Raw genomic sequence first — 21,897 nt, 5'->3', positions numbered from 1 at the left:
GGACCGGTGAGCACCTTCGAAGTCGTGTTGCGACAGTCCCAACTCATGTCCAGAAAAATCCACGCCGTTGCCGTCGAGAAAAGGGTGGCCAGGACTCTTCGCAACAACTTGCCCGGACCTTCGGAGACCGTTGATTTCGTGGTCTTCTTTGCTGAAGGTCCCGGGCAGAGCTACCAACTTGAACAGTGGCTGGCGCCCTTTGAGGCCCTCCAGCGCAGCGGGCACGGCGTGTGCCTGGTGGTGATGAACGCGCTCACGGCCGAACTGGTCACGCAGCGAACCGGACTGCCGGTCCTTCTATCACGCTCCATGGAGCGCATCGAGGCGAGCCTGGCATCGTGGGGCACCTCCGGCATTTTTTATGTCAACAACTCACAGGCCAACTTCACCATGCTGCGGATCAGCGGCCCGGCCCACGTGCACCTGAGCCACGGCGAAAGCGAAAAGTCGTCGATGGTCTCCAACCAACTCAAGGCCTATGACTTTGCCTTCATTGCGGGCCGTGCCGCCCGGACCCGCATCCTGGAGGGCATCCCCCGCTTTGACCCTGCCAAGCTCGTCGAGATCGGCAGGCCCCAACTCGACGTCCCCGCTGCGGGTTCCCCGGTGCACTCCCCCGCCGGGCGCACCAGAGTGCTGTACGCGCCGACCTGGGAGGGCGACGGGAAAAGCATGGCCTACTCGTCAATCACCACTGTGGGGGCCGGCCTCGTCGAGGCGATGCTGGCGGACGGACGTTTCAGTGTGGTGTTTCGGCCACACCCCAAAACCGGCACGTGGTCGGCAACGGCCCGCCGGGAGCTTTCCCGTATTGAAAAAGCCATCGAAGCGGCCGCCGCCCGGGACAAGGATGCCGGGCACCGCGTCGAGGTAGCGGGCGATTCCTCACTGAGCATCAGGGGCTCGGAGGTCGTCGTGTGCGATATTTCGGCCATGGCCATGGATGCCATCGGGCTGGACAGGCCCCTGATGCTGCTGCACAGCACCGATACACCCATGATCCGGGAACTGGACCCGGAGCAGGCCCTGTCGCTGGACGAGGCAGCCGAGGACCTGCTCGAAGGGAATATGCGCGATACCTTGGACACGGTTGCCCGCATGGCCGCCGGCGGTCCCTCCGCGCGGCAACGATCGCTGCGCGACGACGTCTTCGGTGATCCCGCGTTGGGCCGCGCCACGGACAGGTTCATCGCGGCAGCAATCGCCGTCAGCGGCGCCGCTACCCAGGCCTAGGTTGCCGCGGCGATCGCCAGGCGCGACGCGGTGCGGAAGCATTCACCGCACCGGTCTTGACTCCCGGGGGTCGTATGCCTGGCCGCTAGGTGATCTTGCGCAACGCCTGGTCCAGATCCTTTTCCAGGAACGGGGTCAACGTCTTGGCGTAGGTGGCGGTGATGTGGGAGGCGTCGAAGTACACGACGACACCGCCGATCACTGCCGGGCAGGTGCCCTCCTGGCAAAAGTATCTTGTGGGGTCGATAACCGCCACGTTGTCGTGCGCGCGTTCCATTGCCTCCTCCGCCAGGGGATCCATCCACTCCCACCTGTCGGAACTCCCCGAGCACTGCGCATTGGCGTTCGTTGCCGTGGCCACGCAGTCCGGGATGTTCGGCAACGTGGCGCCCGGATAGGGCGTGTCGCGGATAACCACGATCGGAGTGTCCGAGGCGGTCCATTGATCCAGGTACTCGTCGTAGCCATCACGGGCGGGTGCCTCGGTCGTGGCCATGGAATGGCCAAGCACCGGTACCGATTGCCGTTCGGAGGTGATGATCAGGTCAAACTGGCCGTGGGCGGTCTGGTCAAGGACCCACTTGCCGTAGTCGGCGCAGCCTTGGGACTTGACTTCGGCGTCGAACTTCAACGGGGCCTCGGTCGGATTGCACCGCGACACCAGGTAGGTCGTGATGGTCCAGTCCTTCTCGGCGGCCATTTCCTCAAGTGCCGGAAGCCAATGCCCGGCATGGGAATTTCCAACCAGCGCGACCTTGGTCTTGCCGGTTCCGTAGGTGCACGTCGGCTTCTTTTCGTACGGTTCGGTGGACCAGCACCCATCCGCATAGGCAGCAGACTTGTCGTCCTTTGCCAGGGCCGGAGACAGGATCAGTTCCTTCTTCGGCTGGTATTGGCATGCGCCATTTCGATCGGGCAGCGCCGCCGCACCGAAACAGGGAATGGATCCCTGCAGTGCCGCCTCGAGTGAAACATTGGCCGTCTGCTCCCGGAGGTGGGCTTCCGCGGCGACGCCTCCGGCCACCAAGGCAACGGATGCCGTGGCGACGACCAGGAACCGCAGGGGCGTCACCAGGGGCGAGACGTCAAGTGTCTTGCGGAAGGCGTCCTCGACGTATTTCTTGGTGAGCATCGACAGCGCGATGGTTGCCAGCGCCACGGCCACCAGATCCAGGGTGCCCAAGGGACCGGAAACGAACGGCAGCAAGACCAGGATCGGCCAGTGCCACAGGTAGATCGAATAGGAGTGCGCCCCCAGGAACTGGAAGGGCCTGGAGGAAAGCAGTGTGGTCGGCGAATAGCGCGACGTCGCGGCAGCCCAGATCACCACCGCCGTCCCCACGACGGGCAGCGCCGCCTGGTAGCCGGGAAACGGCGTGGACGAATCGTATGCGATGCCGGCGCCGACAATCCCGGCAATGCCCACCCAGGCAAGCGCGGCGCCCGCAAGCGAGGAACTGAAGCGCTCCCGCGGAGTGGGGACCAGGGCCACCACTGCTCCCAGGGCCAGTTCCCATGCACGGGTGAAGGTGGAGAAATAGGCGACCCCGGGTTCCACGGAAGTCAGGTAGATCGAATAGGCGCTGGACAGAACGACAATCAGCGCAACACCGACCAATACGATTCGCTTGGGAATGAGTTTCTTCCTGACCGCAAACCACCAAAGGGCGGCGATGCACAGGGGCCACAGCAGGTAGAACTGTTCCTCGACCGCCAGCGACCAATAATGCTGAACCGCCGTGGGTGCATTGTCCTCGGCCATATAGTCAACGCTTGTGGCGAGCAGGTACCAGTTCTGCGAATAGAACGCCGATGCAATCGACTGGAGCGTGTTGTCCCGCCAAAAGGACTCCGGAGCCAAGACGCGTACCGCGACAACGGTGGAAAACAATACCAACATCGACGCCGGAATGAGCCGCTTGATCCGGCGCAACCAAAAGTTGCCAAATTCCGCCGGCTTGCGCGGCGGATGCTTGATGAGATGGGAAGTGATCAAGAAGCCCGAGATCACAAAGAAGACGTCGACGCCGATGAATCCGCCGGTGATGCTCTGCGGCAGCAGGTGGTAGATGACCACGAGGCCGACGGCTATGGCGCGCAAGCCCTGGATATCTCGTCTGAAGTGCGTTGGCTGGGGGGTGCTCATAATCTCCTGTTGGTTGCAGTCGCGGAACACTTCGGTTTCCTTTTACGCGGAATTCGAGCGGTCGCCGGGGCGGCCCGTCGATTCCACACGGTGCTCCTGGCCCACGGTGAATTGCTCGTTGTTGTTCATCGTTTCGACGGGCCCGTCGGCCAGGTCACCCGCGTTGGCGAGACCAAGGATTACGGACGCCATGCGTCCGTGCCCGGGCACGCCAAATGAGCCCCCGATGGGAGGGCTCATCCATGCAAGGGGGTCGTTAGCTCAGTTCCTTGACGATCTGGCTCAGGCTGTCCAGGGTGTCCTTCAGCTTCGCCACGTGGCGTTCGTCGAACGCACTCAGCACCCGCTTCAATTCGGTGGTGGAAATGCCTGATGTACGGGGAAGGTACACGACCTCGACCTCGTTACCCAGGTCGTCGAACTTGCCTTTCCAGTCTTCGCCAATGCCAAAAACGTTGACGCCGTACTTGGCGATGTCCAGGCGCTTCTGTTCCCAGTTGTCTTCCGGGATGGCCTCGTCGACATACTTGATCGCCCTGACAATCTCGATGCGCTGCTCGAAGGGAACGATTGGCTTCTTGCCCTTGATGGCATTGAATTCGTCGGTTGAAACGCCGACGATCAGGCGGTCGCCTTTTTCCTTGAGGCGCTTGAGGATGTTCAGGTGCCCGATGTGAAAAAGATCAAACGTGCCATAGGTCAGGACTGTTTTTGCCATGTTCAACTCCATTACTGCATTGTTGCGCCCTGAGGCGCAGGGATCGAGATCCTAGATTACGGGTGGTCGGCCGGCCATCAGCATGCGCAGATGGGTCGACCACTTGAGTTTTCGTCGGGGCGTTGCGTACCAGGGACTCTCCCGCCATCCGGCAAGCCATCCGCTGAAGTACTGTCGCACCGCCTCGGGATTCTTGCGCAGGCGGGTGGCTTCGACCAGCGCCCAACTGGACACATAAACCCAACTGAAGGGCCAGCGCAGGTTGCGCTTGGCCAGCCACACCCGGTTTCGGGCGTTGAGGCGGTAGAACTCCTCGTGGCGCCTCTGGTCGACCACGGGGTGGCCGATGCGCATGTCGCCGGCGTACCAGACGTGGTGTCCGGTGTCCCAGACGCGCCAGGCAAGTTCGATGCCCTCGTGTGCGTACCAGAACCCGCCGGCCCAGCCGCCGGTCTCGTCGAAGATGTGGCGGGGCATCAGCAGGCAAGTTTCACCCACGTGGAAGACCCTGCTCGATTCCCCGGCCGTGCGCTTGTTCAGTCTTGGGATCCACCGGGTGGGGTCGTCGTTGCTGGCCGGGTCGGTGATCCTCGGCTGGAGAAGCCCCATTCGGGGGTGGCTCTCGAACCTGGATATTGCCTCTTCGAGGAAGTCCGGGTCCAGGAACCAGGAGTCGTCGTCCAGGAAGCAGAGGTACTCCCCCGTTACCAGCGGGACACCCGCGTTGCGGCCGGCCGGGATGCCCAGGTTGTGTTCCAGGTAGTGGCCACGGACTCCCGTGGGAAGCCCAACCGGATCCCAGCCGTTGCCGACAACGACCACGTCCAGTTCGACCTCTTGTTGGCCCAAGAGGCTCTTCAGGGCGCGGTTCAGTTCCACGGGTCGATTGCCCATGGTCAGGACCACGACGCCGATGGAGGGAAGATTGCCTTCTGGACTCGTCAAGGGATCACCGCAACCGTGACGAGGCCATGGTCGCAACGAAATGCCCGACGTTCACCAGCAGCACGGCCGGGAGGAGGATCCAGAGCATCCACTTCTCGGCGATGCCCGGAATGCCCACGATGACCGAGACAATCGACAGCGCCAGGATGAGGAGGCTGAGTTCCACGGCATGGAGCATCTTGTGGAAGGGCAGGAAACGGGCAGCCGAGCGCAGTTTCCCGACGAGGCTGGCCGGCGAGACCGCGCGCGCCTCGGCCGTGTCCGGGAGCTTGCTCAGTCCTGCCATGCTGCGGGCGGCGTGGACCATCAAGCTCTGGGAGCGGTTGAGCACCAGCAGCACGGAGAGCACCGCGGCAATGAAGAGCGTCGGCCAGGCCTGCGCGGCGTCCGCCCCCTGGGCCTGCAACTCGATGAAGACGCGGTAGCCCACGGCGATCGGGATCAGTGCCTCGGTGGTGTGGTGGCCGACCATGTCAATGAAAATGCCGCGCGGCGACTGGGTGCCGCGCCAGCGCGCCACTTCACCGTCGCTGCAGTCAAAGTAGAGCTGCACTTGGGACAGGACGACGGCCAGCAGCGGTCCCCACACGCCAGGGATCAGCAGGGCGGCCGACATGAGCCAGCCGGCTAGGATCATGAGCCCGGTGACGCCGTTGGCGCTGATGCGCGTGCGCACCAGGACGGCTGTCAGGTAGATGGAGATGTGGCGCAGGTACAGTTCCGCCGTCCAGTGCTCGGCATTGCGCCGGGCTCGGACTTCCGGGGGCTGGCATACCGCGCGTAGCTGCTCCAGAGTCGGGTTATTCGGTCGAATGGGTTCGGTGTTCATGAACGCACCCTTCCCCTATCCAAGGTGCCCTGCGCACCGCGCACGCGACCCTTGACGAAGCCGACGGCCCACGGGAAGTGGATGGCCGGGAAAACACCGAGCATCAAAAGCTTCTCCTTCAAGGTGGTTCGCTTGCCTGTCAATGTCGCAAAGACCACCAGGCCCGCGTATCCGACCGGCGCAAGCTTCAAGAGGTTCAGCGCGACCCGCACGGCGGCGGGCGCCTCGGCCGTCAGCCAGGGGTCAATCAGCCAGGCAACGGCACCCAGGGTGGTACCGACAACCATCAGCGGCGGCAGGTCGTGGCGGATTGATTTTCCGTCAGGGTAGCGGCGCGACAGCTCCCCCCGCCAGACACCGGAAGCATATGACTGGGCGGAGAGGTCCTTGTAGGTATCACGGGGGTAGTAGGCCGTCTCGAGTTCGGGATCGAACCAGACCTTGTATCCTGCCTGGCGGATGCGCAGGCAAAGTTCCCAGTCCTGGGCGCGGTGAAGCGACTCGTCGTAGTAGCCGACCTCGTCGAAGACCTCGCGGCGGAAAATACCCAGATAGGCGGACTCGGCCGGGCCCTCGGGTGCACCGCTGTGGTACGCGGCGCCGCCCAGGCCCCACGGGGAATGGTAGGCCGCGGCTATCGCACGCTGCAGGGGCGTCTTGCCCCGCGCATCCATGAGTCCTCCGACATCGTGGGCGTCAACGCGGAACATGGTTTCCACCCCGCGGGCCGTGTAGGACGGCATGAGCTCGCTGTGCGCGTCGACGCGGACCACGATCGGGTGCTGGGAGGCCTGGATGGCGAGGTTCAACCCGATGGGTGTCCGCCCCTGGGGATTGTGGACCAGCTTGACCCTGGCATCCTCGGCCGCCAGTTGCGCCGCGACCGCGTCGGTCGAGTCGGTGCTGGGACCCAACGCCAAGACGATTTCCTTGTCCCCGGCATAGTCCTGGCCAAGTACGCTGGCGACGGCGTCGCGGAGGTACTCGGCTTCGTTGAGCACCGGCATGACATAGGAAACGCCCAAGGTCTGCGCGGCCGTCACTTCTTTTTGGCCTTGTAGGCATTGACGACGGTCTTGGCATCCCCGTCCATCATCAGGACGCCTTTTTCGATCCAAATGACCCGGTTGCAGGTATCCAGGATCGATCCCATCGAGTGGGAAACCAAGAAGATTGTTCCGGCATTCTCGCGGATTTCACGGATCTTTGCCTCGCTTCGCTTGCGGAAGCGGGCGTCTCCCACGGCCAGGGCTTCATCGACAATCAGGATGTCGTGTTGCTTGGACGCTGCGATGGCGAACTTCAGCCGGGCGGACATACCGGAGCTATAGGTACGCATCGGCAGGTCGATGAACTCCTCGAGTTCCGCGAACTTCGTAATGTCCTCGCGCATCTCGTTGATTTCCTGGCGGTTGTACCCCAGGGCAAGACCACCAAGCATGATGTTCTTGTCACCGGAAAGATCCGGAATCAATGCCGCGCCGACGCCCAACATGTTCGGGCGCGACGATGCATAAACCGATCCTTCAGCAGGACTCGTTAGTCCGGTAATGGTGCGCATGAGAGTTGACTTGCCGGAGCCGTTCGAGCCGATCACACCGATTGACTCGTTCTCATAGGCAACGAATGACACGCCCTTAACGGCGTGGACTTCCCGGATGCCGCGCGTAGATGACTGCAACAGGCGCTTGGCACCCGCGGCGCCAACGGACTTGCCGCTCGAATAGACCTGGTACTTGACGTGAAGGTTGTCCACGATAACCACCGGCTTGCGGGCTGGATCAATTTCTATTGATGCAGTTTCAGGCGAAGTTTGGGTTCCAACGTCGTAAACAGGCTCGGGTTCGAACTTGCCATGCAGGCGTGGGTTGATCAGATCATCAAAATTAGTCAACTCGACCATAACGCTCCTCCGCAGCCCAGAAATAAATGGTGCCGCCAACCAGGGCCGCAACAGCCCAGACTGATAAAACGATCCAATAGAACGGCGGGTATTCTACGCCGTTCATGATGGAGCCTCGGGCAATTTGCAATGCCTGGTAGAGCGGATGGAAATCAAACATGAGGACCAATGCAGGGAAAGCGTTCAAGATTCGGTCGACGCTGAAAAGCACCCCCGATGTGTAGAACAAAATTCTGGTTATCAAAGGCAAAATCTGAGTGAAGTCGCGGATGTGCACAGTGAGACGCGCACAAATTAACGCCGTACCGGTGTTAAACATTGTGAACAGTATGAGCAATGGAATCATCATGAGCCAGCTCCATTTTGGAGTGGTGCCCAATATCATGCAGTAAACGAACATAACGCCAAGCATTGGGACAAGCGTCAGGAACTGTTGTATGACGGCCGAGATGGGTAGCGTGATACGAGGGAACGCCAAGGATTGAACCAACGCGGCGCTTCCTGTAATTGACTTGGCGCCTGAATTTAGTGAGCCAGTAAAAAACTCGAAGAGGAATACGCCGATGACCACGTAGGCGGGGAAGTCGGCAGGCTTGTTTCCGCCTTGGAGAATACCGAAGATGAACCCGTACATCAAGGCGTTCATGGTCGGCTTGATGACAACCCAGAGCATGCCCAGGCGGTTTCGCTGGTTGCTCGATTGCAGTCGACTTCTGGCAAGTTCAAACGCAAAATCGCGTCTGGCCCAAGCCTGCTTCAGATAGCTCACCAGGTCCGGACGAGCACCGACCCTGTTCAGGCCGTACTGCGCCGCATATTCGGCAGCTGTCATAATTCTCGTTACCTCGTTGATCACGGTTTACTCGCCTGCTGTCGCCGGCGAACCTAATGAAGTCTAGTAGATACGTATGCCGATGGCCGGTTTGCATCCGGCGACAGGGCAATGTGTGATCTATGTATCAGTGGTCACTGGTCTAAATCAACGCGGTCCAAGTGCGCTTTAAGTGTGTCGGTCCGGAGTGCCTCACCCAAGTCGAGGAGCGCTTGTTCATCGCGCAGAACGATTGACTGACCATCGGGCGAGGTGCCAAGGCCAGCCGTCGGCAAGGTGAACATCTTGATCCCGGACGCACGCAGGTCCTTCAATTGAAGACCGATTCCTGCAGCGGTGGCGGCATCCAACCCGTCATCGAGTGCCAGGTACGGCGAGACCTTGTCAATGACTTCGAAAACTGTCGCCGGGTTGGTCAACGTGTCCTTGGAGAGCAACTCGGTCATGACCGCCTTGATGAACTTCTGCTGGTTACGCACTCGCTGGTAGTCGCCGTCAACGAACGGCTTGCGTTCACGGACAAACCTCAATGCTTTGTTGCCCTCGAGAACAACATCGCCAACCGGATAGTGATGCTTCTTGCTGTCGGTCGAGGTGAACTCGATATCGTTGTGCACCGTAATCCCGCCCAATGCTGCGGTCAGGTCCTTGAATCCGTCAAAATCGACCATTGCAACGTGATCGATTTTGGTATCAAGTATCCCCTCAACGGTTTGGACGACCAGGGGTACGCCACCCAGCGACATTGCAGAGTTGATCTTATGGCTGCCATAACCGGGGATTTCCGTATAGAGGTCGCGCATGATTGACATCACGTACACGCCCTTCCGGTCCTCAGGAATGTGCATCAGCATTATTGAGTCGGACCGTTGGTCCGTCGCACCTGACTTGAGCAATTCGGAAGTTTCCTTGCCACTTTCCCCATGGTCTACGCCGAGCAACAGGAAGTTCAGGGAACCGTCGTCGGGATTCTTCACCGGGCGGAGCTGCTCCTCAGGGAAGGCTTCACCGATGACCCGTGTCTTCGAATTGAAAGTTTCAGCCAAATTGGCTACATACGTACTGGCAACCACTGCGGCCACAACAACCACCGCTATCGTGCTCAGGAGTACGACAATACCCGTGCGTTTCTTGCGCCGAGCGAGGCGACGGGGAACGTACTCGCCGGGGAATTCCTTATTAATACTCAATCAACGTCTCCATAAGACCAGAACGAGAAGTCTCGGACGACGCGAGGCAATGTTTCGGTCGACAACTTTCGAACAAACTAAGGCAAGGCTATTCAGCGTCCCTGTGAGGACGCTGAGATAGCCTTGCCAATTACATAAATATTAGCGCCCCGCGACGAAGTCCTTCAGCCACGGCAGGAGGTCCGGGCCCAGGTCCTCGCGTTCGCATGCCAGGGAAATGATTGCCTGGAGGTAGCTCAGCTTGTCACCGGTGTCGTAGCGACGCCCGCGGAACACCACAGCATGAACGCCACTGCCCGGTCCGTCGGCAGCGGCCAACGTCTCCAAGGCGTCAGTCAGCTGGATTTCACCGCCGCGTCCCGGCTGGGTTTCCTCGAGGACCTCGAACACCCGCGGGTGCAGGACGTAGCGACCGATGACCGCGAGATTTGAGGGAGCGTCCTCCACTGCCGGCTTTTCCACCAGCCCGTTGACCTTGACGTAGCCCTCGCCGTCAACGGCCGAAACATCGGCGCAACCGTAGGCACTAATTTGCTCCGGCTCAACTTCCATCACGGCGATGACGGACCCGCCGGTTTTTTCCTGCACGTCGATCATGATCGAGAGCAATTCGTCGCGTTCGTCAATGAGATCATCGCCCAAAAGGACGGCGAATGCCTCGTTGCCAACGTGCTGCTTTGCACACAGCACCGCATGGCCCAGGCCCTTGGGATCGCGCTGACGAATGTAGTGGATTTCACCTAGATCCGTGGCTTCCTGGACCCGACGCAGTTTCTCGGTGTCGCCCTTGGCCTCGAGAGTGGCCTCCATGGATGGAACCCGGTCAAAGTGGTCTTCCAGGGCTCGTTTGCTGCGTCCCGTAATCATCAAGACATCGGTGAGGCCGGCCTTCGAAGCTTCGGCAACGACGTACTGGATTGCCGGCTGGTCAACAACTGGCAACATTTCCTTTGGCATGGCCTTGGTGGCCGGCAGGAAACGAGTTCCCAATCCGGCGGCTGGAATGACGGCTTTGATTACTCGACGGTTCTCAGTCATAGCCACGACATTACTTCATCGCCTAGTGGCCCAACTAACCCGTCGTCCTTCAAGGCGTGTTTGAACGCAATCTCTTCAGTACGGTCCGCGGAAGATAGTCGGCGACGTCGCCACCCAACGCCTGTACTTCCTTGAGCAGCGAGGAGGACAAGTGCGTGTAGCGGTTGTCGGCAGCCAGGAACACGGTCTCCACCCCTGTCAGGTGGCGGTTCATCACTGCCATCGGAGTCTCATATTGGTAGTCGACGGTGGAACGAAGGCCCTTGACAATGGCATCGGCACCATGGAGCTTGCAGAAGTCTGCAAGCAGGCCATCCCCCATGGGTTCGACGCTGACACCGCGCAGTCCCCCGATGGTTTCCCGAACCATTTCCAGGCGTTCATCCGGTTCGAAGCGGTACTTCTTGGCGTAATTCGTTGACACCGCCACGATGACTTCATCAAAGAGGTTACTGGCACGGGCAATGATCTCAACATGACCATTATGGATGGGGTCAAAGGACCCGGGGCAGACGGCTCGACGCATACCCTGAAATCTACCAAGCAGATTTCGGCAGGGCTGCCTCGTTCGGCTGGATGACTCAACGTGTCGTTTTCGACCTGCTTGCATGTGGACCACCAAGGCACGGGATAATGAACCATGTCCACATTTGATTTCCCATGGCAGCGGATGGCTGCCGGAGCCAATTTGCTTTCCCCCGATGGCGAACTCGGGATCACCATCTTTGAGGAAATCACCACCCTCGCCGTGAAGCACGAAGCCATAAACCTGGGGCAGGGATTCCCTGATGCAGATGGTCCACGGATCTTCAAGGACATGGCCGCCAAGGGAGTATCCGGAGATCTCAACCAATACGCACCGGGCTCGGGAATCCTTCCCCTGCGCAAGGCCATCGCCAATCACCAAAAACGCTTTTACGGGCTGGATGTGGATCCGGGGAGCGAAATCGTTGTCACCACGGGTGCAACCGAAGCCATTGCAGCGGCCGTGCTCGCATTCATTGAGCCCGGAGACGAGGTCATTACCTTTGAACCGTTCTATGACTCCTATGGAGCGACGATTGGATTGGCAGGAGGCATCCACAAAACTGTGCCCCTGAACGCACCGGATTTCCAGCCGGACATCACGGAGCTACGCGCTGCCTTCACCGGGCGGACGCGCATGATTGTGCTGAACAATCCCCACAATCCCACGGGCACCATCTTCGGCAAGGAGCTGCTCGCTGAAATCGTTGCCTTGGCAACCGAACATGATTGCCTCATCGTCTCCGACGAAGTCTATGAGCACCTCACCTTTGGCGTTGCCCACATACCCGTGGCCACGCTGCCTGGCGCATGGGATCGCACCCTGACGATATCCTCGGTCGGCAAGACGTTCTCGTTTACCGGATGGAAGGTCGGCTGGGCCACCGGGCCGGCCCAGCTGGTCGCGGCCGTTCGCACGGTCAAGCAGTTTCTGACATACTCCTCCGGTACTGCATTCCAGCCCGCGGTCGCGGAAGCCCTGGATTCCGAGACGGCATTCTTTACCAACTTTGCCGAGGACCTCGGCAAACGTAGCGAGGTGCTTGCCAAGGGGCTCGAGGCAGCCGGCATGACGGTCTACCGGCCGCAGGGCACCTACTTCATCGTCGCCGACGTTGCACCCCTTGGCTTTGACAATGCCTTGGATCTGGCCCGCCAGATGCCTGAATCAATTGGCGTGGCAGGAATTCCCTTGTCCGTCTTTTGCCACGCAGAAGGTGCCGAACGCACGCGAAGCCTCATGCGCTTTGCGTTTTGCAAGAAGCCGGAACTGCTCACCGAAGCTGCAATCCGCCTCTCCCGGCTCTCAGCCAAGGTGGGTGGCTGATCGTGGTAAAGCGTGCAAGCCGTTGGCTAAGCAACCTCGGGGCGCACGCCACCTTGGAGGAAGACGCCTTCGTTGCAGGCGCCTGGGTATTGGCACTGGGCGGCGCCGAGCAATCACATGTGAATGTCGACCACCCGGAGGAGATCTTCTACGAATATCTTCGGCGACTCGCCAACCACGTCGACGAGCATTCGGAGCCCGGACGGCCCCTGCGGGTCCTTCATTTAGGCGCCGGGGCATTGACCTTGGCCCGCTATATCGAAGATACGAGGCCGGGCAGTGTTCAAGTCGCCGTGGATCTGGAGAGGGAGCTGCTCGATTTTGTCCTTGATGCACTGCCCATGGCGAATAAAGGAAACCTCAGGACCATTATTGGGGACGCCCGTAGCGTGTTGACCCATGAATTGGCCACCGAGGCATTCGACGTCATCGTGCTGGATATCTTCAGTGGCTTCGGCGCACCCCGGCATTTGACCGTCCCCGAATTTTATGCGGAAATGAACGACCTGTTGCGTCCCGGCGGACTCGTGTTGGTCAATGTCGGCGATGATCCACCCTTTGCCTTCGCCGACAGCCAGATCAAGGCGATGTCGCAAGTCTTCGCCACCGTTGTTGCGAGCGCTCCCACGGAGATCTTCTCCCGGAAGTACCCGGGAAACATGATTCTGGCGGGCACCCAGTCGCGGCTCGACCTTACCGTGGTGGACCGCTTGAGGGCTGCCGGCCCGCACCCGGGGACGGTCCTATTCGGCGCCGAGCTCGACGGGTTCGGCAAACCATAGTCGGGTTTCGCCGTATTTCTTCTCGGCAAACCTCTCCAGCCCGGCAGGCCACGTGGGCTCGGCGGATCGCGAGGATCTTTCCACCACAACCGTGGCCCCCACTTCGAGGACGAGCGAAACCTTTTCCAGGGTTTTGGCCAGCTCGTCTTCGGTCAGCGGGTACGGCGGATCCATGAAAACGACGTCCCAGGTCCTTCCGGCGCTTGCCCCGTGGACCGGGGCGAAGGAATCCAGGACGGAGTCCACCGACCCGCGGCGAACGCTGACCAAGTCGTTGCGCAGCGCCTTGTTGACGATTCCGGCGTTGGCCTGGCAGACCGCGACGGCCTTGGGGGCAAGCTCCACCAACAGGACGGAGCGGGCTCCGCGGCTGGCAGCTTCGAGGCCCAGGGAACCGGCTCCGGCATAGAGGTCAAGGACCCGGGCGTTGGCAAGCACATCGTAGCTTTCCAGCCTCGAAAACAAGGCTTCCTTGACCCGGTCGGTGGTGGGCCGGGTGGAGTCCCCCGGAACGCTTTTGAGTGGAATGCCTCCGGCGGCGCCGGCAACGATGCGACTCATTGTGGATCTATCCCCTTTCCAGGAATGCTTGCATGTCTTCGTCTACCCATTCCTCAACGGCCGCCTGCAGCCCGGGATAGGACCCCAGCCCGGCCTCGCCATCCACCACGGACTCGGCCGCTTCCCTGGCGCGGGCAATAAGTTTCGCGTCCTTCATCACGCGCAGGACCTTGAGCGTGGAGCGGGAACCGGACTGGCTCGCCCCCAGGATGTCGCCTTCGCGGCGTTCATTGAGATCCGATTCCGCGAGCAGGAATCCATCGGTGGTGGATTCCACGGCCCGCAGCCGGGCCACCGAAGGGTGCTCGGCGTCCAACCAGGTGGCCATCAGGCAGGTGCCCGGCAGCCCGCCACGGCCAATACGGCCGCGCAGTTGGTGTAGCTGGGATATCCCAAAGTTTTCGGCATCAATGATCACCATGAGCGTGGCGTTGTGTACGTCCACGCCAACCTCGATCACCGTCGTTGAAACCAGGATGGAGGCCCGCCCGCTGTCAAACGCCTGCATCGCCTCGGCTTTTTCCTCGCTGGGCATGCGACCGTGCAAGGCCCGGATCTCCGTGTTGGCGAAGATGTCCATGGACCGAAGCAATTCCATCATTTTTTCCACGGTCATGGTGGCGGGCCTGGCCGGGCCGTCGTCCCCCGCCGCGTTGGGCATGGGTTCTACGGACATGGGCAGGTAGTCGTCTTCGAGGACCTTCTCGCTGATGCGCGAGCAGACCACGTAAACCTGGTGACCCTTTGCGGTTTCCTCGGCCATCCGGGCGAAGAGCCGCTGCTGCATGGCGGGGATTTGCAGCGGCACCAGGTGCGTGGCAATCGGTGCCCGCCCGGGAGGGAGTGTCCGCATGAGGCTCACCTCAAGATCTCCAAAGACTGTCATCGCCACGGTGCGTGGAATCGGGGTGGCGGTCATGACGAGCATGTGCGGCGGTGTGTCGGCCTTGGACCGCAGGGCATCGCGTTGCTCCACCCCGAAGCGATGCTGTTCGTCCACCACGACAAGTCCGAGGTCCACGAAGCTGACCATGTCCGAAAGCAGGGAGTGCGTTCCGACCAGGATGCCGGTCTCACCGGAAGCTGCACCGAGGAGTACGCGTTTGCGTTCCTTGGCCCCTGCCGAACCCGTCAAGAGGTCAACGCGCGTGGCCCGGGGGTCGGAGCCCAGCTCGCCACCGGTTCCCAGGGAGCCAAGGAGCTTCTTGATGGATTGGTGGTGCTGTTGGGCAAGCACCTCGGTGGGTGCCAGCAGGGCGGTTTGCCCTCCCGAGTCGATAACCTGCAGCATGGCCCGCAATGCCACCAGGGTCTTGCCCGAGCCAACCTCGCCTTGGAGCAGGCGGTTCATCGGATGGCCACGCACCAGATCCTCGGAGATTTCCATGCCGGCCAACACCTGGCCGTCGGTGAGGGTGAACGGAAGTGTCTTGTCGAATGCGGCCAAGAGCCCGTCGCCGGTGCCCCGGCGGGCAATTGCTGGTTGCTGCAGGCGGTGGACCCTGCGCTGGGCAAGGGCCAACTGGAGCAGGAATGCCTCTTCGAAGGCAAAACGCTTTCTTGCCGCATACCCTTGGGCGACGGTTTGCGGCCTATGGATATTTTCGTAGGCCACGAGGCGGCCCGGAATACGCTGCTTTTCCAAGACCGATTCCGGAATGAACTCCGGGAACCCCAAGGGGCCGACCCCGGCCAAGACCAATTCCATGATTTCCCGGATCTTCTTGTTGGGAAACTTTGCGGTGGCCGGATAGATGGGAATGGGACGCGGGTCGGCTTCCTCCGCGGTGTCGAGCAGGGAATACTCCGGGTGGGTCAGTTCCATGTGGTTGCGGTAGGTGGTGACCTTGCCGCTGAACATGGCGGTGGACCCGACCTGCAGCTCCTTCTTCGCTTCATAGCCATTGAAGAAGGTCATCCGAAGCGTCGACTGCTCGGGACCGAGTGCGTCGCTGACAACAACCTCCAGCAGGAACCCCGAGCGTGAATGCATGCGCCGCTGGTTGACCGTCTTCACTTCGGCGACGATCGTGACGTCCTCCCCGACGGGAAGCTCCGAAATTTTCGAGAGCTCGCCGATTTCCATGTAGCGGCGGGGGAAGTGTGAGAGCATCTGCCCCACCGTGGCATATCCAAACGCCGTTTCCACCTTGCGCGCCGAAGCTGCGCCAAGGACGGTGTTCAGTGGCGTATCGCTGGTGAATTCCGGGCTAGCCGTCATGGGTGCAGAGATCGGTCACCGAAATGTTGACCGGGGAACCGATACCTCGAATGACGCTCAAGGCGCTCTCGGCCTCGGGCACATGCACGTGCACGCGCCAGCGGTATCCGTCCTCGGTGGGGTTGACCGGGCTCATGATGACGGAGTCGCCAATGGTGTCCAGTTGTCCCCGCAAGGTGGCTGCGCCCAAGGCGTCGAGGCTAATGGTGCACATGACCTCGACACCGGTGTCGTGGGAAACGTTTTGGTGAATATGCGGGTCTTGGATGCCGTACCCGTGCAGTTTGGAATATTCGTCGGGGTCAATGACCTGGCCCAGCAGGGCACCACGAAGCTCATCCAGGATGATCAGCATCCCCACCGCACCGGCGTCAACGATCTGGGCGTCGTGCAGTTGCCCGAGTTCGTTTTCCGTTGCCACCACTGCTTTTTCCGCTGCGACGCACATGGCACCCAGCATCTCAACAAGCGCGGCCTTGCTCTCCGGCTCGAATTCACTCGTCCGGTGCGTTGCCCTGGCCGTGTCGGCAACGACCTGCATGACCGAGAGCATGGTCCCTGACACCGGGTCGCTGAGGGCGGACCATGCCCTGACCTTGCCGCGTTCCATGGCTGTGGCCAGCACCGGGGCGGTGATCCGCTCCACGCCGCACAGGGGTTCCGCCAGACCTGCCATGAACACCGCGAGCAACGTCCCGGAGTTTCCACGTGCCGATTCCATCGCGGCGCGCGAAGCCATGGTGAGAAGCTCACCGATGTTCTCGGTTTCCAGCTTGGAAATCGCATCGTGGGCGCTGCGGGCCGTGAGGTAGAGGTTGCTGCCGGTGTCCCCGTCTGCAACCGGAAAGATATTGATCGCGTTGAGGCGGTCGCTATGGTTTCCCAGGCTCTTGACCATCCGCTCGAGCCACGTTGACATGGCATTGGCATTGGCGTGGATTTTTTGGTTCATGGTGTGAGTGATCACTTGATCCTTAGAGACCGTTATCCTCTACAAATTGTCCCACCTTGTCCTGCTTCAAGGCTTCCGCATATTCGCCAATCACGTCCATGTCGGGAACGACGATGGACTGGCCGTCCGCGGAGCGTCCGGTTCCGCTGTTGGGAAGCGTGAAGAAGGTCATGTCGCCGGAGCGGACCTTGGACATCGAACCGCCCAGGGTCGCCACCTTGACCGCGTCCAGTGTTTCGTCGACGGCGACGTAGGGGGCGAATTCCTCGACGGTCGCGGAAATCTTTCCGGGGTCGGTCAAGGTTTCCTTCGACAGCAGGGTGCTCATGATGGCCTTGACGAAAAGCTGCTGGTTGCGGACTCGCTGGTAGTCGCCGTCCTTGAAGGCGTAGCGTTCGCGCACGAACGCCAGTGCCTCCTCGCCGTTCAGGGTCTGGACGCCCTTGGGGAAGAAGAAACCGTTCGCGAGATTCTGCTTGAAGGCGATGGGATTGTTGATTTCCACCCCGCCAAGCGCGTCCGTCAGGCCCTTGAAGCCCTCAAAGTCGATGGAGGCAACGTGGTCGATGCGCGTGTCAAGCAGTCCCTCGAGGGTTTGGACGGTCAGCGCGACTCCCCCGTAGGCGAATGCGGCATTGATCTTGGCCTTGCCGTGCCCGGGGATATCCAGCCAGGTGTCACGCATGATCGAGGTGACGTATACGCCTTCTCGATTCGCGGGAATGTGCACCAGCATCATCGTGTCCGAGCGGCCGCCGTTGGGCAGCTTGGCAAACTCGTCATCGCCTTGGTTCGTGGCCCGGGTGTCGCTGCCCAAAAGCAGGATGTTCACCGCGTCCTTGGCCGTATCGGCCTTCGGCGGCCGCAACGTCTCCTCGGGAAATGCGTCCGGCAACTTGGTGGTGCCGTTGTCGAAGCTGCGCGCAAGCGAGAACAGGTACCCACCGGCCACCAGCAACGCAATCAGGACCAGCGCCACGGCACCCAGCAAAATCATCAGGCCGGTGCGCTTTTTCTTTTTCGGCTGTTTGTAGCCGGTGTCCTCAAAGGACCCGTTCAAGTGTGTCATTTATGCCTCTCAAGCAAATACTCCTTTACATCCTAGTCATGTCGCGGGACAGGTAGGCTGTTTAAGTGCCCAGATTGATTTTTACCAGCCCAGATTCCTTGAACTCACAGCTCTTTCCCAGCGACGAGGCTCCGCGCAAGGCGGGTCGCGTGAAACTGGCCACGGCCATCGCTGCATCGCTCGCCGGCGCCATCGTCCTCACGGGCTGCTCCCCGATCGCCAATGTCCAGCCGGCGGATGACGCGGGCAATCCGTTGTGCGCCGAAATGATGGTGGTGCTTCCCCCGGAAATCTCGGAGCAGCAGAAGCGCCAGACCAACAGCCAGGCGACCGCCGTCTGGGGAGACCCTGCGCAATTGGTGCTTCGCTGCGGGGTCACTCCCCCGCCTCCGTCAACCGACCCGTGCGTCAGCGTCAATGGCGTTGACTGGTTGGCCAAGGAGGGGGAGGAATCCTGGACGCTGACCACCTACGGCCGGACGCCGGCCACGGAACTGGTCTTTGATCCGAATGTGATTCCCTCGAGCACCGTCCTGGCCACACTCTCGTCCGCGGCGTCCAAGATCCCGGCGCAGCGGACCTGCACGTCGGTAAGCAAGACAGTGGACGTGCCCTAGACACGGTTGCGGGAACACCAATGAGGGGTCGTTCGGCAAGCCAAAAAGCTTGCTGAACGACCCCTCATTGCTGCCCGCGGCGGGCTTAGCGCAGACCGGTCTTCCGGCCCAGTCCCAGGAGGATCAATTCGTCAATGAGGTCCGCGTAGTCAAGGCCGGTCTTGGACCACATGTGAGGGTACATACTGGACGGCGTGAACCCGGGCATGGTGTTGATCTCGTTGATGATCCACTTGCCTTCGGGCGTGTAGAAGAAGTCAACGCGCGAGAGCCCTTCGGCGTTGACCGCGTCGAAGGCCTCGGCCGCCAGTCGGCGCACTTCATCGGTGGCCCCGGCGTCCAGTGCGGCCGGGCAGCTGAGCTGTGCCGCTGCGCCGTCCACGTACTTGGCGTCAAAGTCGTAGAACGTGTGGCCGGCATCATCAACAATGATTTCCCCGGGCATGGAAGCCCGTGGAGGCAGCGAGCCCCGGCCTTCAAGGACACCGCATTCGATTTCACGGCCAATGATGCCCTGTTCCACGATCACCTTGGGATCGTGGATGCGGGCGGCCTCGATGGCCGCAGGCAGCGCGTCGGGGGTGTCCACCCGTGAGATGCCCACGGACGATCCGGCCCGTGCGGGCTTGACGAATAGCGGGTACTGAAGCCCCTCGACCGACTTCAGGCATGCGGCCTGGTCGCGTTCCCAGTTCTTGTCCGGGATGACCACGTAGGGTCCGACCTCGAATCCGGCGGCCTCGAAGACCACCTTCATGAAGTGCTTGTCCATGCCGATGGCGCTGGCGGCAATGCCGGACCCCACGTAGGGGACATCCACCATTTCCAGCATCCCCTGCAGCGAGCCGTCCTCGCCGAAGGGACCGTGCAGCAGCGGGAACACCAGGTCGATGTCGCCCAGGCTGCGCACGGCGTGGTTGTCGTTCGAGGCAAGCAGTTCGTGGCTTCCGGGTTCTCCGGTCAGGCGCAAGACCTCGGAACCGGCCGTGACTTCCGGCTTCTGGCTGTTGGCCAGCGACCAGGTGGTGACGTCCTGGTCCACCAGGGTCCAGGCGCCGTCGCGGGTAATGCCCACGGGGACGACCTCGTACTTGTCACGGTCGATGGCCTCGAGGACCCCGGCAGCGGTGACGCAGCTGACGGGGTGCTCGGAGGAACGTCCTCCAAAGAGCAGCATGACCCGGGGCTTGTGCGCGTTCACTTGACTCATTTGAGCTCACCTTCAGACTTTAGTTGACGCCCCAACAGGCGTGCTCCCATGTTCTCCACGCTCAGCGTGCCTTCCAAAACCATGACGACTGCCTCGGTGATGGGTACTTCTACATTGTGGCGAGTGGCCAGATCCAGCACTGCCCGGCCGGATTTGATGCCCTCGGCGGTCTGTGACATGCGGTCGTTGACCTCGTCAAGGTACAGGCCCTGGCCCAGCAGGCGACCTGCGGTGTTGTTGCGCGAGAGCGACGAGGAACAGGTGGCCACGAGGTCGCCCAGGCCGGCGAGGCCGGAGAGGGTTTCATAGCTTCCGCCCAAGGCCAGGGCAAGGCGCGTGGTCTCGGCAAGTCCCCGGGTGATGATCGAGGACTTAGTGTTGTCTCCCATGCCCAGGCCGTCGCAAATCCCCACTGCCAGGGCGATGACGTTTTTGGCAATCCCGCCGATTTCAACGCCGATGACGTCCGTATTGGTATAAGGACGGAAGTAGTCGTTTGAACACAGGGAAGCGATCCAGGTTGCGGTGTCGATGTCCGAACAGGCGACCACGGAGGCGGTGGGCTGCTTGCGGGCAATTTCCATGGCCAGGTTGGGTCCGGAGAGCACCGCTATGCGTTCCGGGGAAATTTCGACCTCGGCCGCAATCACTTCGCTCATGCGGGCGTCGGTGTCCCGTTCAAGACCCTTCATCAGGGACATGAGCACGGCGTCGGGTTCCAGGAATTCCTTGAAGGCATGCAGTTGTTCGCGCAGGCTCTGGGCCGGCACGGCCAGGACCACCAGTTCGGCTCCCGCTAGGACCTCGGCCGTGTTCGAGGACGAGGTGATGTTGGAGGGCAGCACGGTTTCGCGCAGGTAGCGGGAGTTGGTGTGGCGGGTGTTGATTTCCACCGCCACCTCGTCGCGGCGTGCCCAGATCATTATTCCGGTCCCTGCATCGGCACCGGAGTCGGCCAGCACCTTGGCAAAGGTGGTGCCCCAGCTTCCGGCGCCCATCACCGCGATTTTCCTTGGAGCGGGCCTCATGAATCGTTTTCCTTCGTTTGCTTCGATGGCGAACCGTTTTCGAAATTGCGTCCCTGGGCAGCCTGGCCGTGGTCGGCCGGATCCCACAAGACCTGCGGAGCCGTCTCGCCGCGCAGGACGGCAACGTCGGTGGCGATGGCACGCATGATGCGTTCGGTGGCCTCGGTGAGCACGGTCCGCGTCAGCGGCTTGTCCCGCAGGTCGTCGAGGTCCACCGGGTCCCCTGCAGTGACCGTCACATGGCGGCGCGGGAATAGCCTGATCCCCTTGGCGTAACGGGGAAACAGCTCCTGCGCTCCCCAGTGTGCCATGGGAATGACCGGTGCCCCGGTCTGCAGGGCCAACCGGGCGGCACCGGTTCGCCCACGCATGGGCCACAGGTCCGGGTCCCTGGTGAGGGTGCCCTCGGGGTAGATGATGATGACCCCGTTGGCGTCAAGGACCTCCCGAGCCGTCTTGAGCGACTGGGACGCGCCGGCGGAGGTCCGGGCCACCGGAATCTGTCCGGTTCGCCGCAGCAGCGTGCCGAGCACCGGGACCTTGAACAAGGATTCCTTGGCCAGGTAGCGCGGGTAGCGCTTGCTGCTGTAGATCGCGTGGCCGACAACCAGGGGATCGATTTCCGAAACGTGGTTGGGGCAGAGGATAAATCCGCCGTCGGGCAGCTTGTCGAAGTCCCGCCATCTTCGGCCGATCATGAGATTCATGACCGGACGAACGATTCCGGCCGCTATTGCAAACGCGGTTTTTGTCCCGCGAGATTCTTTCATG

General features: G+C 61.3%; 22 protein-coding genes. 4 read left to right on the top strand and 18 right to left on the bottom strand.

Going from position 1 to position 21,897, the window contains the following annotated elements:
* The first annotated feature begins 6 nt into the window (after nt 1-6).
* On the top strand, nt 7-1,233 hold the full coding sequence (locus AC6CHY_RS11750) for a CDP-glycerol glycerophosphotransferase family protein (protein ID WP_498226804.1): 1,227 nt from the start codon (nt 7-9) through the stop codon (nt 1,231-1,233).
* A gap of 85 nt (nt 1,234-1,318) precedes the next feature.
* On the opposite strand, the gene AC6CHY_RS11745 is transcribed toward AC6CHY_RS11750, so the two are convergent.
* The 11 genes from AC6CHY_RS11745 to coaD form a co-directional block, all read right to left on the bottom strand.
* Entirely contained in the window at nt 1,319-3,379 is a 2,061-nt protein-coding gene (locus tag AC6CHY_RS11745) for an acyltransferase family protein (RefSeq protein WP_498226803.1), read from the bottom strand.
* Between the two features lie 42 nt (nt 3,380-3,421).
* Nucleotides 3,422-3,571, bottom strand: coding sequence for a hypothetical protein (locus AC6CHY_RS11740; protein WP_498226802.1), 150 nt, complete (start codon nt 3,569-3,571; stop codon nt 3,422-3,424).
* A gap of 64 nt (nt 3,572-3,635) precedes the next feature.
* Nucleotides 3,636-4,097: an FAD synthase family protein gene (locus AC6CHY_RS11735; protein WP_498226801.1), complete on the bottom strand. Its 462-nt coding sequence runs from the start codon at nt 4,095-4,097 to the stop codon at nt 3,636-3,638.
* Nucleotides 4,098-4,148: 51 nt separating this feature from the next.
* Nucleotides 4,149-4,991 (bottom strand): glycosyltransferase family 2 protein, encoded by an 843-nt coding sequence (locus AC6CHY_RS11730; RefSeq protein ID WP_498226891.1) that lies wholly within the window; start codon nt 4,989-4,991, stop codon nt 4,149-4,151.
* Nucleotides 4,992-5,046: 55 nt separating this feature from the next.
* Nucleotides 5,047-5,871: a CDP-alcohol phosphatidyltransferase family protein gene (locus AC6CHY_RS11725; RefSeq protein WP_498226800.1), complete on the bottom strand. Its 825-nt coding sequence runs from the start codon at nt 5,869-5,871 to the stop codon at nt 5,047-5,049.
* Nucleotides 5,868-6,914 (bottom strand): glycosyltransferase family 2 protein, encoded by a 1,047-nt coding sequence (locus AC6CHY_RS11720; RefSeq protein ID WP_498226799.1) that lies wholly within the window; start codon nt 6,912-6,914, stop codon nt 5,868-5,870. Before AC6CHY_RS11720 ends, AC6CHY_RS11725 begins: the two co-directional genes overlap by 4 nt.
* Entirely contained in the window at nt 6,911-7,774 is an 864-nt protein-coding gene (locus AC6CHY_RS11715) for an ABC transporter ATP-binding protein (protein WP_498226798.1), read from the bottom strand. Before AC6CHY_RS11715 ends, AC6CHY_RS11720 begins: the two co-directional genes overlap by 4 nt.
* Nucleotides 7,758-8,630: an ABC transporter permease gene (locus AC6CHY_RS11710; RefSeq protein WP_498226797.1), complete on the bottom strand. Its 873-nt coding sequence runs from the start codon at nt 8,628-8,630 to the stop codon at nt 7,758-7,760. Before AC6CHY_RS11710 ends, AC6CHY_RS11715 begins: the two co-directional genes overlap by 17 nt.
* A 110-nt stretch (nt 8,631-8,740) precedes the next feature.
* On the bottom strand, nt 8,741-9,796 hold the full coding sequence (locus tag AC6CHY_RS11705; protein WP_498226796.1) for an LCP family protein: 1,056 nt from the start codon (nt 9,794-9,796) through the stop codon (nt 8,741-8,743).
* A 141-nt stretch (nt 9,797-9,937) separates the two neighbouring features.
* A complete protein-coding gene (gene galU / locus AC6CHY_RS11700; RefSeq protein ID WP_498226795.1) occupies nt 9,938-10,834 on the bottom strand; it encodes a UTP--glucose-1-phosphate uridylyltransferase GalU in 897 nt (298 codons plus the stop codon).
* A 49-nt stretch (nt 10,835-10,883) separates the two neighbouring features.
* Nucleotides 10,884-11,360 (bottom strand): pantetheine-phosphate adenylyltransferase, encoded by a 477-nt coding sequence (coaD, locus tag AC6CHY_RS11695; RefSeq protein WP_498226794.1) that lies wholly within the window; start codon nt 11,358-11,360, stop codon nt 10,884-10,886.
* Nucleotides 11,361-11,474: 114 nt separating this feature from the next.
* Here coaD and AC6CHY_RS11690 point away from each other — a divergent pair, with 114 nt between their 5' ends.
* Together AC6CHY_RS11690 and AC6CHY_RS11685 are read left to right on the top strand one after the other, a co-directional pair.
* Nucleotides 11,475-12,686, top strand: coding sequence for an aminotransferase class I/II-fold pyridoxal phosphate-dependent enzyme (locus tag AC6CHY_RS11690; protein WP_498226793.1), 1,212 nt, complete (start codon nt 11,475-11,477; stop codon nt 12,684-12,686).
* Between the two features lie 2 nt (nt 12,687-12,688).
* Nucleotides 12,689-13,468, top strand: coding sequence for a spermidine synthase (locus AC6CHY_RS11685; protein ID WP_498226792.1), 780 nt, complete (start codon nt 12,689-12,691; stop codon nt 13,466-13,468).
* Here AC6CHY_RS11685 and rsmD read toward each other — a convergent pair.
* From rsmD to AC6CHY_RS11665, 4 genes are read right to left on the bottom strand one after another with little or no spacing between them, the layout of a single operon-like run.
* Nucleotides 13,430-14,029 (bottom strand): 16S rRNA (guanine(966)-N(2))-methyltransferase RsmD, encoded by a 600-nt coding sequence (rsmD, locus tag AC6CHY_RS11680; protein WP_498226791.1) that lies wholly within the window; start codon nt 14,027-14,029, stop codon nt 13,430-13,432. The genes AC6CHY_RS11685 and rsmD overlap by 39 nt on opposite strands.
* Before the next feature lie 7 nt (nt 14,030-14,036).
* Nucleotides 14,037-16,250 carry an ATP-dependent DNA helicase RecG gene (locus tag AC6CHY_RS11675; RefSeq protein WP_498226790.1) on the bottom strand — a complete coding sequence of 738 codons (2,214 nt, stop codon included), beginning with the start codon at nt 16,248-16,250 and terminating at the stop codon, nt 14,037-14,039.
* A complete protein-coding gene (locus tag AC6CHY_RS11670; RefSeq protein WP_498226789.1) occupies nt 16,240-17,202 on the bottom strand; it encodes a DAK2 domain-containing protein in 963 nt (320 codons plus the stop codon). Before AC6CHY_RS11670 ends, AC6CHY_RS11675 begins: the two co-directional genes overlap by 11 nt.
* 22 nt (nt 17,203-17,224) lie before the next feature.
* Nucleotides 17,225-18,271, bottom strand: coding sequence for an LCP family protein (locus AC6CHY_RS11665; protein WP_498226788.1), 1,047 nt, complete (start codon nt 18,269-18,271; stop codon nt 17,225-17,227).
* A 149-nt stretch (nt 18,272-18,420) separates the two neighbouring features.
* On the opposite strand from AC6CHY_RS11665, the gene AC6CHY_RS11660 reads away from it, so the two are divergent.
* Complete coding sequence (locus tag AC6CHY_RS11660) at nt 18,421-18,888, top strand: DUF3515 family protein (RefSeq protein WP_498226890.1); 468 nt, start codon at nt 18,421-18,423, stop codon at nt 18,886-18,888.
* A gap of 85 nt (nt 18,889-18,973) precedes the next feature.
* Here the strand turns inward: AC6CHY_RS11660 and AC6CHY_RS11655 are convergent, their stop codons facing one another.
* From AC6CHY_RS11655 to AC6CHY_RS11645, 3 genes are read right to left on the bottom strand one after another with little or no spacing between them, the layout of a single operon-like run.
* The gene (locus AC6CHY_RS11655) at nt 18,974-20,098 is read right to left on the bottom strand and encodes a D-alanine--D-alanine ligase family protein (protein WP_498226787.1); all 1,125 of its coding nucleotides are present in this window, start codon (nt 20,096-20,098) and stop codon (nt 18,974-18,976) included.
* Nucleotides 20,095-21,126, bottom strand: a complete 1,032-nt coding sequence (locus AC6CHY_RS11650; RefSeq protein WP_498226786.1) for an NAD(P)H-dependent glycerol-3-phosphate dehydrogenase — start codon at nt 21,124-21,126, stop codon at nt 20,095-20,097. The genes AC6CHY_RS11655 and AC6CHY_RS11650 overlap by 4 nt, the downstream gene beginning before the upstream one ends.
* Nucleotides 21,123-21,896 carry a lysophospholipid acyltransferase family protein gene (locus AC6CHY_RS11645; protein ID WP_498226785.1) on the bottom strand — a complete coding sequence of 258 codons (774 nt, stop codon included), beginning with the start codon at nt 21,894-21,896 and terminating at the stop codon, nt 21,123-21,125. Before AC6CHY_RS11645 ends, AC6CHY_RS11650 begins: the two co-directional genes overlap by 4 nt.
* Nucleotide 21,897 lies beyond the last annotated feature (1 nt).

It is taken from the genome of Paeniglutamicibacter sp. GQ140 (assembly GCF_059759235.1).
Note: the sequence above shows the minus strand (reverse complement) of the source record. Positions and strands in the feature narration are given on the sequence as shown.

Coding starts and splice junctions, on each gene's coding strand:
- AC6CHY_RS11690 (WP_498226793.1), top strand. CDS start 11,475: ATGTCCACATTTGATTTCCCATGGCAGCGGATGGCTGCCGGAGCCAAT.
- AC6CHY_RS11730 (WP_498226891.1), bottom strand. CDS start 4,991: ATGGGCAATCGACCCGTGGAACTGAACCGCGCCCTGAAGAGCCTCTTG.
- AC6CHY_RS11645 (WP_498226785.1), bottom strand. CDS start 21,896: ATGAAAGAATCTCGCGGGACAAAAACCGCGTTTGCAATAGCGGCCGGA.
- galU (WP_498226795.1), bottom strand. CDS start 10,834: ATGACTGAGAACCGTCGAGTAATCAAAGCCGTCATTCCAGCCGCCGGA.
- rsmD (WP_498226791.1), bottom strand. CDS start 14,029: ATGAGTCGCATCGTTGCCGGCGCCGCCGGAGGCATTCCACTCAAAAGC.
- AC6CHY_RS11650 (WP_498226786.1), bottom strand. CDS start 21,126: ATGAGGCCCGCTCCAAGGAAAATCGCGGTGATGGGCGCCGGAAGCTGG.
- AC6CHY_RS11675 (WP_498226790.1), bottom strand. CDS start 16,250: ATGACGGCTAGCCCGGAATTCACCAGCGATACGCCACTGAACACCGTC.
- AC6CHY_RS11725 (WP_498226800.1), bottom strand. CDS start 5,871: ATGAACACCGAACCCATTCGACCGAATAACCCGACTCTGGAGCAGCTA.
- AC6CHY_RS11735 (WP_498226801.1), bottom strand. CDS start 4,097: ATGGCAAAAACAGTCCTGACCTATGGCACGTTTGATCTTTTTCACATC.
- AC6CHY_RS11740 (WP_498226802.1), bottom strand. CDS start 3,571: ATGGCGTCCGTAATCCTTGGTCTCGCCAACGCGGGTGACCTGGCCGAC.
- AC6CHY_RS11665 (WP_498226788.1), bottom strand. CDS start 18,271: ATGACACACTTGAACGGGTCCTTTGAGGACACCGGCTACAAACAGCCG.
- coaD (WP_498226794.1), bottom strand. CDS start 11,360: ATGCGTCGAGCCGTCTGCCCCGGGTCCTTTGACCCCATCCATAATGGT.
- AC6CHY_RS11670 (WP_498226789.1), bottom strand. CDS start 17,202: ATGAACCAAAAAATCCACGCCAATGCCAATGCCATGTCAACGTGGCTC.
- AC6CHY_RS11745 (WP_498226803.1), bottom strand. CDS start 3,379: ATGAGCACCCCCCAGCCAACGCACTTCAGACGAGATATCCAGGGCTTG.
- AC6CHY_RS11655 (WP_498226787.1), bottom strand. CDS start 20,098: ATGAGTCAAGTGAACGCGCACAAGCCCCGGGTCATGCTGCTCTTTGGA.
- AC6CHY_RS11715 (WP_498226798.1), bottom strand. CDS start 7,774: ATGGTCGAGTTGACTAATTTTGATGATCTGATCAACCCACGCCTGCAT.